The organism is Rhizorhabdus phycosphaerae (assembly GCF_011044255.1).
Lineage (GTDB): Bacteria > Pseudomonadota > Alphaproteobacteria > Sphingomonadales > Sphingomonadaceae > Rhizorhabdus > Rhizorhabdus phycosphaerae.
Window position 1 is genome coordinate 3,907,352 of the sequence record NZ_CP049107.1, and the last position, 14,101, is coordinate 3,921,452.

The window sequence follows — 14,101 nt, forward strand, 5'->3', positions numbered from 1 at the left end:
CGATCACCTGGTGGCTAGATGTGACAGAATTGCCGCTAGATCATACCTCACTTCGCCTGAAAGCGCATGAGGTCGCCTGCTATCGCTGCCCCCGACCCGTCGCGCACAAGGAGGATCAGGACCTCTTCGCCGCGGGGCAAGGGACTGCCGCTTACGGGGTCGTGGGTAACGAAGGTGAAGCCCACATTGGCCCAGCGGCCGGGGACCACCAGCAGCCCCGCCGGTGGGGAGAGGCTTGCATAGCTTCCGCTCGCATCCCGGTACCAGGCTTCCAGGCGCAAGGGGGTTACCGGCTCGCCGAAGTCGACCCGAACATGGTCGCAATGGCCCAGCGTGATCGTCGTGCTCGCATCGGGCGACCTTCGATCGCTGCCACTGCTCCGCTTTTTGCAGGCGCCGGCATCGTCGATCGAGAGACGGGTCGCGAATGGCAGGGGAGGGAGGCCGCGGATCAGCCCGAGCAGATCGGGTGATTGACCATCGAACAGAAAGGGGGCGGAAAGATCGCCCGCTGTCCAGGGAATCGCGACCGGCCCGCTGCGCGCGGCAAGAGCGGCAAAGCTCGAGGGGCGGTCGGTGAGCGCCGCGGCGAGCGCGGTGGTGAACCGCCCGCCGTCACCATAGTCCCAGGCGATCTGTCCCGGTGCCGCTGCCGCAAAGGCCACCAGTCTGCCGCCCCCCGCGAGCCCCGCATCGACGAAACCGCTCGTGTCGATCGCACCTCGGTTGGGTGGTGGCAGGACGATTCCCAATATGCTGGCGTCGATGCTTTTCGGGGTAGCCCGGGAGCCACGGAACAGGCCGCCGCCGGTGCAGCTGTCGATCATTATCCAGACGTCGACTCCGTCTGCCCGCATCGCACGCACGCGGAGGCCGATCTCGTCATCTTTCAGTCCTCCGGGCAGCGACTGCGACCGGGTGTCCCAACGACCTGCGTCCGACGCAAGGAACCACTCATCCAGCCCGTCGGGTTCGAGTCCGTCGTCCGTTGAAACCGGAGCCTGCGTGCCGTGGCCGGACAGGAAAATGATCGCACGATCGCCACGTGTCGAGCGTCGAGCCAAAGCGTCGAGTGCCGCTCGGATAGCATCGGCTGTGGCTGCCCGTCCGGTCAGAACCGTCATGTCGCCAGCCGAAATTTCGAATGGGCGGAGCGCGTCTGCCATTCGCTCCGCGTCGCGTGCGGCTCCGGGCAGGGAGAAGCGTCGCAGTTCCGGTTCGGCGAAGTCCGACGCGCCCACCAGCACGGCCCGCACGCGGGCATCCGCCCGTTCGATCGGCTGGGTCATCGCCACGGGCAGGGCGAGCAGAAGCGCGAGGCGGAAGATCGTGACCATCTCCCGCATCATCTACCGTGCGGCGCCGGTTGCCGCCAGTTCATGTCAGGAAACGTCAGTCGGGAATGCCTCTGCTCCGTGGCACATCGCCGTAGGGGAAATCAGGGGAGTTACCGTGATACGTAGCATATGTTTCAAAGCGGGCGCGGCCTTGGCCGTCGTGCTGGCTTCCGCACCGGCCTGGGCCGCGATGGACGAGGTGCTGACGCGGGCCGTGGCCTTGCAGAAGCAGGGCAGGGCCGCTGAGGCCTACGACCTGCTCGCGCCCCTGCTTGCCAGCCGGGCGCAGGATGCCGACTATAATTATGCGCTCGGACTGGCAGCGGCCGACAGCGGCAGGACGGGCGAGGCGATCCTCGCTTTCCAGCGCGTCCTGGCGGTGCAGCCAGGCAATAGCCAGGCGCGCGCGGAGCTTGCGCGGTCCTATGCACTGTCGGGTGACGTCGATACGGCGCGTGCCCAGTTCAGCACTGTGGTGCAGGATCCGACCCTGCCTGATCCGGTGCGGCAGCGCTTCGACAGCATCGTCCGCCGCTACGACCGGGAAGTGGCGGGAGGCGGCACCGACGTCTCCGGCTTTCTCGACCTGTCCGGAGGCTATGACAGCAACATCAACAGCGCCACCAGCCTGACCAACATCACCATTCCCCTGTTCGCGGGCCTGGGCCCGGGGCAGCTGGGCGGTGCGGCACGGCGGATCGACAAGCCCTTCTATGAAACGCAGGGCGGCCTCAGCATCGCGACGCCGGCCAGCCGGCAAATGCGGGTTTTCGGCAGCGTGCTGGGCACCTGGCGCGACAATGTCGGGGACAGCCGTTTCGATCAGGCCAGCCTGACGGGCACGCTTGGCGGGTCATACAGCTTCGCCAGCCGCGACGTGGTGTCACTGTCGGGGCAGGTGCAGAAATTCTGGCTGGGCAGCGACGGCTTTCGCAATGCCTATGGCGCCATCGGTCAATATACCCATCTGCTGGGCAATGGCGCGGCGCTAAGTCTGGGCGCGCAACTGTTCCGGTTCGATTATGTCAACGACCGGCTCCGCGACGTCGATCGCTATGCGCTGGCGGCTTCCTATGCGGACCGCACGATCGTCGCCAGCATCGCGGGCGGCAAAGAAGAGGCCCGGCGCGCGGGCGGGGACAATTTTTCCAACGGGTTCGTCAACGCCAATCTGGGCTTCGAATATTCGATCGCGCCCAGCCTGAATCTGGTCGGCGGCATTTCCGGCGAACTGCGCCGCTATGACGATCCCGATCCGCTGTTCCTGCGCAAGCGGCGGGACGAGCAGATCGATGCCTCCGTGGGGTTGAAATATCTCGTCGCCAAGTCGGTCTATCTGCGTCCGCGGGTCACCTATTCCCGCAATTTCAGCAACATCGGCCTGTATGATTTCGAGCGTTGGACCGCCAGCATGGGCGTCCGCGTCGAGTTCCGGGGGAACTGACCATGACGAACATCCATAGCATTTCGCGTCTGCCGCTGGTCCTGCTGGCCTCCGTTTCGGCTCTAGCGGTGTCTGCACCCGCAACGGCCGGCAAGATCCTCTTCGCCGATGATCCGGCTCTGGTCGGCACGGAAGCCGGCAATGGCCAGGAAATCCGCACCTCGGGCGGCACGACCCAGATCATGACCGACAGCGGCGCGATCGTGTCGCTGGTCGGCGCAGCTTCGGTGAAGGTCGACGGCAATGCCGTCTCGATCCTGTCGGGCAATGTTACCGTGGCGGCGCCGCGCGGTGCGATCGACACGACGATCATGCTGCCGGGCGGCGCGACGGCGCGGCTCGCTGGCAGCAACCCTTCGGGCTCCTTCACCGTTCAGGGCAACAGCTTCACAGGCCATACGCTCGGCGGCAGCGTCGCCATCACCAGCGGTGGGCAGCGGCAGATATACAGCGTCGGTTCGGCGTGGCAGGCAGAGGCTGGCCGGGGTGCGGATCGCGTCTTCGCCAACAGGGCCGATGCGGTACCGGCAGCGCCGGCTTCGGCATCGGCTGATGCAGAGCCGGCCGGCGATACCGCAAAGGCCGCCGCAGCCGGTATCCCGGTCAATCTGGGTGAGGCGCTGGCAGCCGTCGGAGCGTCGGGCGACGTCGTCCAGGCGGCCCGAAATGTCGAGGCGGCCGCCGCCAATCCGGCGGTCCCCGCCTTCCCGGCAGGCGATGTGGCGACTTTGGTCGGCTTCGCTGCGCAACTGCAGGAGGCGTATGGCGCCCGCGCCTTCGTCGGGGCCGAGCCCGGTATCATCCAGGCCTATCTTGGCTTCCTCGCCGATGGCGGCGCGGCGGACCAGTTCAAGGCGACCTACGCTGCGTTGATCAACCAATATATCGACCTGATCCGCAGCGGCGCATCGCCATCGAGCTTCGAGGGAGCGAACCAGCAGGCGGTGAACGCCTATCTCAACTATCTGTCGACGACCGGCGCGCTGCAGGGCCTGTCGGAGCAGAATGCCGCGCTTGCGAGCGCCTATCTGAACTTCCTGTCGACGGGCGGCGGCGCGGACGGCTTCGTCGACAGCTACACCGATCTGGTCAACGCCTATATCGACTTCATCCGCGCCGGAGGGGCGCCGGCCGAGTTCACCGGCGCCAGCCAGGAGGTGATCAACGCCTACTTCACCTTCCTCCAGTCGAGTGGTCTGGTCGATCTGATCGGCCAGTCCAACCGTGCGATCTTCGACGCCTATGCGCAGTTTCTCGCCAATGGCGGCACTGGCGTGTTCGTGCCGCCGACGACGGGTGGCAATGGCGGAGGAAGTGGCGGAAATGGTGGCGGTACCGGCGGTGGTACGGTCGTGCTGCCCGAATATGCTTCGATCCTGCAGGCCTATATCGAGTTTCTGCGCGGAGGCGGAAATCCCAATGCTTATGCGGGCATCTCGGCTGACCTGATCCGCCAATATCTGAACCAGGCGATCGACAATGGCCTGTTCGCCGGCGTGCCGCAGGCGACCGTCCAGCTGATCCGCAACGCCTTAGATCTGCTGGCGCAGACGGGGACACTGGATGCGGTGGCTTCGATTCTGGCGGGGTTGACGCTGACCCTGCCGACGATACCGACGACGCCTGGGGCTCCGACTGGGCCGGTGACGCCGACCACCCCGGTCACGGGCAACGAGCTGTCGGGCCAGATGGTCGCTTATGCGGGGGACGTGATCGGGATCGACGCGCGCGACGAAAGCCGCACTACGCTCGGCGATAACGGGCAACTCCTGAAATATGTTTGGACCGTCAATCCGACCGGAGAGTCGCCCGAGATCGGCACGAACAAAGCCTTCGAGACGGGCAGCGTCGCCGGCGTTATCGGCTGGACCCGCTGGGCTGGAGGAACGACGGCCGGGACATATTTCGGTAATCCGCCGGTGACCCGCACCGAACGGCAGGGGCTGCACCTCGTCCATGGTACGCCCGCGACGGACCTGCCCACGAGTGGCACGGCCAACTACGCCCTGGTTGGAGCGACGCGGCCGACGATCAACGACGGCTCGCTGGAACCCGGAACGCTGAGCGGCAGCGCTGCGGTCGCCTTCGGTTCTACGCCCAAAGTTGGGGTCGATCTTCAGGTTGGTATCGGCGGACACAGCTATGCGGTGGCGACCACAGGCGGCGTGACCGATCCGACGCGCAGCCAGATGAGCGTCGGCAGCGGCATGAACTTCTCCGCCTACGGCCTGTCCGTCGCACCGGGCGGGCCGGTGTGCACGGGCGGTAGCTGCGAAGCGAATATCACAGGCTTTCTCGCCGGTCCTGGTGCCAGCCATTTGGGCCTGAGCTTCCAGGTCTACGCACCGGGAACAAGCACCACGGTCACCGGCGCCGCCGCCTTCGGCAAATAGGCTCGCTGGGGCAGGCACTCCCACCACCTGCTCCTTCGGGAAGCGGCGCCGGGCCTGGCAGTCCGGCGCCGCTTTTCCCTTCCGGTAACTGGCCTCAGCGGCTGGAGACCAGGATGAACGGTGCCCATACGGAGGGATCGGCGCCGTCCGCCTGCGATCGATCGGCGATCAGGTCGAGCATCGCGCGGCGTAAGGCCTGTGCCCGGCTCTGTCCCCGGCTGGCCAGCTGCGCCGTCTCTACGGTCAGTCGGGCTGCGACGTCGTCGCGTACTGCCCAGTGGCTCACCAGAAGCGAACGCCCGCCAGCGTAGAGGAAAGCGCGTGCGAGTCCGGAGAGCGCCGGGGCGGAGCTGCTCGAGCCAGCGGCGGTGTTGCAGGCGGACAGCACCACCCAGTCCGCGTCGATGTCGAGCGCGGCGATTTCGGAGGCGGTCAGCAGGCCGTCGTCGGTGCCATCGGGGCGCGTCGGTGGGGTCAGCACCAGCCCGGGCTCCGAACTGCGGTCCACCGCTCCGGCGACGAGCCCATGGGTGGCAAAGGCGAGGACGCGGATGTTGCGCAAATCCTCTCGCTTCACCGCGGTTTCGGTGGCCGCAGCACCGATCAGCAGGGCAGGCTGGAGGCGGAGCGCTTCGCGCATACGGTTCAGTTCGCGCTCGGCCTGTGGCAGCGGCGCCAGCGCCGCCAGTGCCTCGCGATTGATCGCGCCGCCGCGATAGAAGCTGCGGATCTCGCCGGGTGCTGCCTTGCCGTCGAGCAGAGGCGCGCCGATGCCGACGAAGCGCTCGCCCGGCTTCGCCGACAGCGCTTCGGCGCCAAGGCCGGAAACCGCCGGAATCTGCGTCAGCGCCGCGCGGCGGATCAGCCATGGCGTCCTGCGGAGCGCCGCGACCTCTCCGTCCTTGCCTTGGGGTGGACGGGTCACCAGTGCCGCAAAGGGCAGGCTGGCCAGCGGACCGCCCGGCGCCACGATCCAGCTCTGGCTGCCGACGAGCCTCTTCTCCAGCCGGTCGGGCACGATCGTCCTGTAGATGCGGTAGGCGAGGCCACGGTCGAACGCGGTATGGCGAGCAGACGGGTCGGCGAGGGCGCCGCGTGCGGACAGGTCGACGTTCAGCGAAGCGCGCAGCGTGGAAATGTCCGCAAGCACGGTCGCCCCCTGCGAGCGCGCCCAGTCGGCCCGGTCGCGGCGCACAACGAAGGTCACCACGTCCTTGCCGAGCGGCACCGGCATCAGCAGCGCCTCGCCACGGTCGAGCCGGGCGGCGACCGCCTTTTCGTCGAGCGACCGGAAGCGGGTCAGGGCAGCATCGGCCGGGCTGAGGGCGCGCAACGTCGTCTCGGCTTCCGCCAGCGCTGCATCGACTTTCGCCACGGCTGCGGTCGCTTCCCGATAATCGGCGTCGCCCTTGCCGAACGCGCGCAGTGCGGCCTGGGTCGCCCGGTCGCGTTCGGCCAGCAGGTCCTGCCGCCGGCGGATGAGCGCGGCCGCCTCCGGTACACGTGCGGCGGCGCGGGTCGAGACCGCGTAGATGGCGCGACCGGCTTCATCGAGCGCCATCAGTTGGGCGATACGGAAGCCGGTTTCCCGGTCCCCCATCAACCAACTTGCGTCCAGCAGACGCGCGAGCAGGTCTGGCACCGAACTGGCGCGGCGATCCGGATCGGCATTCGCGAACAGCTCGCGTTCGACGTCGGCCGACAGGGTGGTAAGCCGCTCACGCGCGTCGGGCCTACCCAGTTTCGCCGATAGCAGAACCACATAGCTGCGGATCTCGATCCGGTCGGGATGCGTGTCGGGCAAGGTCCGTGCCTGCCATTGGTCGACCAGGTCGAACTGCTCCCGGGCCCCGGCATCGTCGCCCATCTTCAGCAGCGTCTTGCCGAGCGAACTGCGCAGGCGCATCGCCCGCTGCTGGTTCCCGTTTCCGAGCCCGGCGATCGCGCTGCGCCTGATCTCGACCGATTCCGCTTCTCGTCCGAGATCGACCAGCTGGTCGGCCAGATTGTCGCGAAAGGCCGCCAGTACCTGATCCGCAGGATCGCGCGTCTTCTCGCCGATCGCGACCGCTCGCCGGGCATAGGGCTCGCCCTCCGCTGGCCGTCCGAGGAACAGCAGGTTACGGGCGAGATTATTATAGGTGATCGCGAGCGGCGGATAGTTCGGGCCGAAGCGGTTCTCCCGGAGCGCGGCGATCCGCTTCAATATATCGACCGATTCCTCACGCCGGTTCTGTGCAGCGAGAACGGCCACCCAGTTGGTGAGCGCGACGATAGCCGTCGGATGATCCTCGGGCAGGATGCGCCCCGCCAGCGTCATCGCCTCGCGGGCATAGGCTTCGCTCGCCTCCAGCTTCCGAGCCTGCAAGGTGATCGTCGACATATTGCCGATGAAGCCGACCAGTTCGGCATCTTCGGGCGCGCCCGACTTGCGATAGAGTTCGATCGATCGGACGCCGATCCGTTCGGCTTCGGCGAGATCCCCCGCCGCGAAATGGACCGTCGACAGGATGTTTAGCGCGATCGCTTCCTGCGCGCCGCCTTGGGGAGAAATGGTGCGCCATGCGCGTATGGCATCCGCAAGCTTCGCCTTGGCGTCCTCGAGGCGGTTGGCGTCGGCGAGGGCCGACCCCAGCAGCGTCATTGCGCGGGCGCGCTGGTCGGGCTTCGCGTCTCGGGCGCGTTCCACTTCTTCGAGCACCGGAAGCGCCTCGTCGCTCCGCGAGGCCGTCACCAGCGCTTCGCCGAGGCCGAGAAGCGCGCGGGTCCGTCCGCGCGTGCCGACCGGAGTCGTCGCGATTAGCTTCTGCCATGCTGTAGCAGCGCCGCCCGGATCGGCTGCGATATCGATGCTTTCGGCCTGCGCCAAAAGCGAAGGGCTCGCCGCTGCCGCCGGACCGTAAGCCAGGAGCCCGGCCAGAACGGCCGTGCCCATGATGATCTTCCCCACGCCACTTCCCCCGTAACGCCACACCCACCGGGAGCCACCCTAGTCCCGGCCTGCCGTTACGTCACCCCTCGGGCTGCGGATCAGTCAGCCAGGCGTAGAGCCACCTCGTTCATGAAGCGAACGCCGTCTCCTGCGGCGAGCCAGGGGGCTTCGGCGGCGACGGCGCCGAGCATGTCGGAGAGCGGATCGATCTCCGCCTTCGCGAAATTGCCGAGGACATGTCCGGTGACCCGGTCCTTGTGCCCCGGATGACCGATGCCCAGCCGCACCCGCCGGAAAGCGTTGCCGATATGGGCTTCGGTCGAGCGCAGGCCGTTGTGGCCGGCGGTGCCGCCGCCCGTCTTCACCTTGACCCGGAAGGGGGCAAGATCGAGCTCGTCATGGAAGACCGTCACGTCGGCCACGTCGCATTTGTAGAAGCGCATAGCCTCGCCCACGGCGCGGCCACTCTCGTTCATGAAGGTGGCCGGCTTGAGCAGCAGGATGCGCTCGCTGCCGATCCTGCCCAGCGCAGCCCAGCCCTGGAACTGCTTTTTCCAAGGATCGAAGCGGTGGATCTCGGCGATCGTGTCGACCGCCATGAAGCCGATATTGTGCCGGTGCATCGCATATTGCGCGCCGGGATTTCCCAGTCCTACCCAGATCTGCATTGCGGCCTCCTACAATCAGATGGGCGTTGGGCAAAGAAAAAGGCCCTGCCGGACCTGGACCGGCAGAGCCTCTATCTCGATCGGCGGAAGGCGATCAGCCTTCGGCGGACTCTTCGCCCTCGGCAGCGGCCTCACCCTCTTCGCTCTTCAGAGCGGAGGGGGCGACGATCGTCGCGATGGTGATGTCGTCCTGGTCGACTGCAGTCGCACCCTTGGGGAGCTTGATCTGAGACAGGTGGATGTTGTCACCCACTTCCAGGCCGTTGAGCGAGACGACGATCTCGTCGGGGATCATCGCGGCGTCGACGGTCAGGCCGAGGTCGTGAACGACGATGTTGAGGACGCCACCGCGCTTCAGGCCGGGCGACAGGTCTTCGTCCACGAAGCGGACGGGAACGTCGACGGTCACGGTCGAATGCTCACCGATGCGGAGGAAGTCCGCATGGAGGGGGCGGTCGGTCACCGGATGGAACTGAACGTCCTTCGGCAGGGTCCGGATCTTCTCTCCGCCAACGTCGAGCATGACGACGCTGTTGAAGAAATGCCCGGTGTGAAGCATCTTCATAAGGATCTTCTCCTCGATGTGAATCGAGGTCGGTTCCTGCTTGTTGCCGTATACAACGGCGGGGACGCGGCCTTCGCGGCGGATCGCGCGGGAGGCTCCCTTGCCTGCCCGCTCGCGCACCTCGGCCGACAGGTCGAGCACTTCGCTCATGACATGTCTCCAGTTCGCTTAGTGTTAAAAAAAGCCCGCACTGCCTCCAGGGATGACCAGAGCGGGATGGGGGCGCATAGCGGCGAAGCAGGGAAAAGGCAAGGAACCACTTTGCAGCCGCGCTCGGGCAGTGCATGGGGGGGCGGTGCTGGACGAACATATTCTTTTCATCGATGGCGAAGCTATTGTCATCGACAAGCCCGCGGGCCTGCCCGTCGATCCGCCGCGCGACGGCAGCCTGAGCCTGGAGAACCATCTCCAGTCGCTGACCTTCGGGTTCAAGCGCTGGCCGAGCGCGGTCCACCGCCTCGACCGGGACACCTCGGGTTGCCTGTTGCTCGCACGCAATCCGAAGGCGCATCGGCGTTATTCACAGAGCTTCGAAGATGGCCGGGTCGAGAAAGTCTATCTCGCCATAGTCGATGGCGTCCCCGCAGCTGCCGAGGGCATGGTCGACCTGCCCCTGTCGAAGCAATCGAGCCGTGAAAGCGGATGGCGCATGGTTGGCGATCCGAAAGGTAAGCCGGCAACCACCGCCTGGCGGGTGCTCGAGACCGTCGCAGGCAAGGCGCTGGTCGAGTTCCGCCCCACCACCGGCCGTACCCACCAGATTCGCGTCCACGCCGCGACCGGCGTCGGCGTGCCGATTCTCGGCGATCCGGTCTATGGCCGTGGCGGCAAGGACGGTCGGACGATGCTCCACGCCGCGCGGCTGGTGCTGCCGCGCGAGGGTAAGCCCGCGATCGAGGCGAATGCCGCCATGCCCGACCGCTTCCGCGCCCTGGGTTTCGGGAACGGCGCCTGACCCGTGCCGCGCATCCCGGTGACGCCGCATATCTCGATCGACGAGGATGAGGTCGAGGAGCGCTTCGTGCGTGCTAGCGGGCCGGGCGGGCAGAACGTCAACAAGGTTTCGAGCGCGGTCGAGCTGCGCTTCGACGTGAGGCATTCGCCGTCGCTGCCGGCGGCGGTGGCCGAGCGGCTTGAACGTCTCGCTGGATCGCGGCTCACGCAGGAAGGCGTGATCGTCATCCAGGCGCAGGAATATCGCGACCAGCCGCGCAACCGCGAGGCCGCGCTGCAGCGTCTGCTAGACCTGATCCGCGATGCGACCTTCGTCCCCAAGAAGCGCAAGCCGACCAAGGCCACCTTCGCCTCGAAGATCAGGCGGCTGGACGGGAAGACCAAGCGGTCGGGGGTAAAGGCGGCGCGGGGGCGGCCGAAGATCGATTGAGCGGCCTCCGGCGCGTCAGAAGCCCGCGACGTGGAAGATGCCGAAGGCTGCTATCGCACCCATGAAGATCCCGCCGGTCAGAATCGCGCCGGCCATCGCAGCCGGGCGGACCACGTCTTCGCTCAGCGCTGCGCGCCAGAGCAGCAGGGACAGGGGAAGATAGATCAGCGTGCCGGTCGCCATGCCCGGCGAATAGCGGTCGAACGCCAGGGTCAGCACCAGATGGAAGACGAAGTTCCAGAACTGATGCGCGGCGCTCCAGCCGATCAGCCAGGCATTGGCGGTGCTGGTGCGCAGGGTGACGACACGGCGCTGCAGCAGGACGAGGATCGCGAGGAAAGCCAGATTGCTGCCCAGGAACAGCGGGAGGTCCATCGCGTGGCCGCTGATCTGTGCTGCATAACCTGGGAAGCCGGTAAAATATTCCTCGGCCACGTGCAGCACGAAGGCCGGCGGCAGGAGAGCGGTCAGTCGATAATAGGACAAGGCCATCGGCGCCGCTCCCCCGGATTTTTGCCGACGATATCGTTCGGTGCTTGAAGCGCAAGCCAAGTGCCGCCAGATCGGTCGTCATGTACAAATTCGATATCGACAAGCATGGCGACAAAGCCGTCCTCTACGACGACCTGTCGGCCGCTCTCGCCGCTCTGACGGCGGACGAACCCGACGCGATCGCCAACATGGCCAATGCGGCTGCGCTGATCTGGGAATATCTTCCGGACCTCAACTGGGCGGGCTTTTATCGTGCGGTCGACGATGGGCTGGTGCTCGGCCCCTTCCAGGGCAAGACCGCCTGCATCCGTATTCCGTTCGGCAAGGGCGTATGTGGAACCGCCGCCGCGACCCACGAGCCGCAATGCGTCGCCGACGTCCATGAATTTCCAGGCCATATAGCCTGCGATTCGGCCTCGGCGTCGGAGCTCGTCATGCCGATCGTCCATCAGGGGCGGCTGATCGGGGTTCTCGACCTCGACAGTCCCATCGAGGGCCGGTTCGACGAACAGGACGTCAAGGGCTGCGCCGAGCTGATGGCCGTACTGGGTCCGCGCATAGCGGGCTGAACCAGCTCAACTGACGCGGTCGAGGGCCTCGTCGCTGAGCGAGCCTGGGATGATCATCACGGGGCAGGGGAACTGTCCCGCATCGGCGCTGGCAAAGTGGGTGACGAGCTTGCCCGGATTGCCGCTCGCCGCCGCGCCCAGCACGAGCGCCGCGACATGCGGCTGTTGCGCCAATATCTCGCGGACCACCGTAACCGGGTCCCCCTGGCGGACGGTGATCGACGGCATCACGCCGGTATCCTCGATCAGCGCGCTGGCGGCCTGTGCGACCATCGCCTCGGCCCTCAGTCGCGCCTCCTCCTCCATCGTTGCCTGGACTGCGCCCCACTGGACGAATTCCTGTTGCGGAACGAGGGCCAGGATTTCGACCGCGCCCCCCGTCTTGGTCGCCCGGCGCGCGGCAAAGCGCAATGCGACCCGCGAGGCGTCATTTTCATCGATTACAACCAGATAGGTACGCACCGTCCGCCTCTCCGCCTAATTTTCACCAAATAGGTGAAAGGGCCCATGATTTTACCGGTTCGTCGCCATTCCCGGCCTTGACCTGCCACCGGGGAGCGGGAATGAGTGTGGACCGCATCGACCCCATTTCCTTCCCCAGGGGACAGTTTATGCCGATAGAGTTGAAGATGCCCGCCCTCTCTCCGACGATGGAAGAGGGTACTCTCGCCAAATGGCTCGTCAAGGAGGGCGACAAGGTCGGCCCCGGCGATCTGCTCGCGGAAATCGAGACCGACAAGGCGACGATGGAATATGAGGCGGTCGACGAAGGCACGATCGCCAAGCTTCTGGTCGAGGAAGGCGCGGAAGGCGTCAAGGTCGGCACCGTCATCGCGCTGATCGCGGAGGAGGGCGAGGATGCCTCGGCCGCATCGTCCGCGCCCGCGAAGACGGAAGCCGCTCCGGCTGCTCCCGCCGCCAAGGAAGCCAAGCCGGCTGCCGACGAAAAGCCTGCGGCTCCGGCTTCCGCGCCTGCGGCAGCTTCTGCCCCGGACAATGGCGCAGAGCGTGTCAAGGCCAGTCCGCTGGCCCGCCGCCTCGCCGCCGCGCAAGGCATCGATCTTGGCCAGGTCGAAGGTTCTGGCCCTGGCGGCCGGGTCATCAAGGCCGATCTCGAAAATCTTTCGGGTGGCAAGAGCGCGCCCGTTTCGGCTGGTCCGGCTCCTGCGACAGCAAGTGCTCCCGCCGAGGCGCCAAGGCCCGCCCCTGCGCCCGTCGTGGCGCCGGACGACATTCCGCACGAGGTCGTCAAGCTGTCGAACATGCGCAAGACGATCGCGCGTCGCCTGACCGAGTCGATGCAGCAGAGCCCGCATATCTTCCTGACGGTCGATATCATGCTCGATCCGCTGCTGAAGCTGCGCGGAGAGCTCAACAAGTCGCTCGAGGCGCGCGGCGTGAAGCTGTCGGTCAACGACCTGCTGATCAAGGCGCTTGCCGTGGCACTGGTCGAGGTGCCCGATTGCAACGTGTCTTTCGCGGGCGACACGCTGATTCGCTACAAGCGGTCGGATATCTCGGTGGCTGTCGCCATTCCGGGTGGCCTGATCACGCCGATCATCAAGGGCGCCGACAGCAAGTCGATCGCGACGATCGCGACCGAGGCGAAGGACCTCGCCCAGCGCGCAAAGGACGGCAAGCTGCAGCCTGCGGAGTATCAGGGCGGCACCGCCTCGATCTCGAACATGGGCATGTTCGGTATCAAGCAGTTCACGGCCGTGATCAACCCGCCTCAGGCGATGATCATGGCGGTCGGTGCGGGCGAGAAGCGGCCTTATGTCGTCGGTGACGAGCTGACGACGGCGACGGTCATGTCGGCGACCGGCAGCTTCGACCACCGTGCGATCGACGGCGCCGTCGGCGCGCAGCTGATGCAGGCGTTCAAGCGGCTGGTCGAAAATCCGCTGGGCCTGCTCGCCTGATGGACGAGGCGGCGGAGCAGCCGCCGGCGGGCGATCCGGCGATCCGGGTCGTCGCCATGCCGGCGGACACCAACGCCAATGGCGATATCTTCGGCGGCTGGCTCGTCAGCATGATGGATCTTGCCGCCGGGACGATCGCGTCCCAGCGGAGCCGGGGCCGTACGGCGACGATCGCGATCGACGGGATGACCTTCCATCGCCCGGTCAAGGTCGGCGACGTCGTATCGGTCTATGCCGATCTGGTCTCGGTTGGGCGGACCTCGATGAAGATCGACATCACGGCCTGGCGGCGTTCGCGCGACGGGCTGGAAGTCCAGAAAGTGACACATGCGACGTTCACCTTCGTCGCGATCGATGAACAAGGGCGGCCGCGCGCCGTCGACGAATAGAGCTGC

The 14,101-nt window shown here is 66.4% G+C and carries 13 protein-coding genes; 7 read left to right on the forward strand and 6 right to left on the reverse strand.

What is annotated here, in order from left to right:
• Window positions 1-47 precede the first annotated feature (47 nt).
• Window positions 48-1,349 (reverse strand): caspase family protein, encoded by a 1,302-nt coding sequence (locus G6P88_RS18140; RefSeq protein WP_165324441.1) that lies wholly within the window; start codon window positions 1,347-1,349, stop codon window positions 48-50.
• A 103-nt stretch (window positions 1,350-1,452) separates the two neighbouring features.
• On the opposite strand from G6P88_RS18140, the gene G6P88_RS18145 reads away from it, so the two are divergent.
• Both G6P88_RS18145 and G6P88_RS18150 read left to right on the forward strand, forming a co-directional pair.
• The gene (locus tag G6P88_RS18145; protein ID WP_226946633.1) at window positions 1,453-2,781 is read left to right on the forward strand and encodes a tetratricopeptide repeat protein; all 1,329 of its coding nucleotides are present in this window, start codon (window positions 1,453-1,455) and stop codon (window positions 2,779-2,781) included.
• 2 nt (window positions 2,782-2,783) lie between these two features.
• On the forward strand, window positions 2,784-5,174 hold the full coding sequence (locus G6P88_RS18150; protein ID WP_165324442.1) for a hypothetical protein: 2,391 nt from the start codon (window positions 2,784-2,786) through the stop codon (window positions 5,172-5,174).
• Between the two features lie 94 nt (window positions 5,175-5,268).
• Here G6P88_RS18150 and G6P88_RS18155 read toward each other — a convergent pair whose 3' ends face one another.
• The 3 genes from G6P88_RS18155 to G6P88_RS18165 all read right to left on the reverse strand — a co-directional run bounded on the left by G6P88_RS18155 (window position 5,269) and on the right by G6P88_RS18165 (window position 9,489).
• Window positions 5,269-8,124 carry a CHAT domain-containing tetratricopeptide repeat protein gene (locus G6P88_RS18155; protein ID WP_226946634.1) on the reverse strand — a complete coding sequence of 952 codons (2,856 nt, stop codon included), beginning with the start codon at window positions 8,122-8,124 and terminating at the stop codon, window positions 5,269-5,271.
• An 80-nt stretch (window positions 8,125-8,204) separates the two neighbouring features.
• Complete coding sequence (gene pth / locus G6P88_RS18160) at window positions 8,205-8,774, reverse strand: aminoacyl-tRNA hydrolase (protein WP_165324443.1); 570 nt, start codon at window positions 8,772-8,774, stop codon at window positions 8,205-8,207.
• Window positions 8,775-8,868: 94 nt separating this feature from the next.
• Complete coding sequence (locus G6P88_RS18165; protein WP_165324444.1) at window positions 8,869-9,489, reverse strand: 50S ribosomal protein L25/general stress protein Ctc; 621 nt, start codon at window positions 9,487-9,489, stop codon at window positions 8,869-8,871.
• A gap of 145 nt (window positions 9,490-9,634) precedes the next feature.
• Here G6P88_RS18165 and G6P88_RS18170 point away from each other — a divergent pair, with 145 nt between their 5' ends.
• Together G6P88_RS18170 and arfB are read left to right on the forward strand one after the other, a co-directional pair.
• Window positions 9,635-10,294 carry an RluA family pseudouridine synthase gene (locus G6P88_RS18170; RefSeq protein ID WP_226946635.1) on the forward strand — a complete coding sequence of 220 codons (660 nt, stop codon included), beginning with the start codon at window positions 9,635-9,637 and terminating at the stop codon, window positions 10,292-10,294.
• A 3-nt stretch (window positions 10,295-10,297) separates the two neighbouring features.
• Window positions 10,298-10,723 carry an alternative ribosome rescue aminoacyl-tRNA hydrolase ArfB gene (gene arfB, locus G6P88_RS18175; RefSeq protein WP_165324446.1) on the forward strand — a complete coding sequence of 142 codons (426 nt, stop codon included), beginning with the start codon at window positions 10,298-10,300 and terminating at the stop codon, window positions 10,721-10,723.
• Window positions 10,724-10,738: 15 nt separating this feature from the next.
• On the opposite strand, the gene G6P88_RS18180 is transcribed toward arfB, so the two are convergent.
• Entirely contained in the window at window positions 10,739-11,215 is a 477-nt protein-coding gene (locus G6P88_RS18180) for an HXXEE domain-containing protein (protein WP_165324447.1), read from the reverse strand.
• Between the two features lie 80 nt (window positions 11,216-11,295).
• Here G6P88_RS18180 and G6P88_RS18185 point away from each other — a divergent pair, with 80 nt between their 5' ends.
• Window positions 11,296-11,784: a GAF domain-containing protein gene (locus G6P88_RS18185; RefSeq protein WP_165324448.1), complete on the forward strand. Its 489-nt coding sequence runs from the start codon at window positions 11,296-11,298 to the stop codon at window positions 11,782-11,784.
• A gap of 6 nt (window positions 11,785-11,790) precedes the next feature.
• Here G6P88_RS18185 and G6P88_RS18190 read toward each other — a convergent pair whose 3' ends face one another.
• On the reverse strand, window positions 11,791-12,246 hold the full coding sequence (locus tag G6P88_RS18190; RefSeq protein WP_165324449.1) for a universal stress protein: 456 nt from the start codon (window positions 12,244-12,246) through the stop codon (window positions 11,791-11,793).
• 149 nt (window positions 12,247-12,395) lie between these two features.
• On the opposite strand from G6P88_RS18190, the gene G6P88_RS18195 reads away from it, so the two are divergent.
• On the forward strand, window positions 12,396-13,706 hold the full coding sequence (locus G6P88_RS18195) for a pyruvate dehydrogenase complex dihydrolipoamide acetyltransferase (protein WP_165324450.1): 1,311 nt from the start codon (window positions 12,396-12,398) through the stop codon (window positions 13,704-13,706).
• Window positions 13,706-14,095, forward strand: a complete 390-nt coding sequence (locus G6P88_RS18200; protein WP_165324451.1) for an acyl-CoA thioesterase — start codon at window positions 13,706-13,708, stop codon at window positions 14,093-14,095. The genes G6P88_RS18195 and G6P88_RS18200 overlap by 1 nt, the downstream gene beginning before the upstream one ends.
• Window positions 14,096-14,101: the final 6 nt, after the last annotated feature.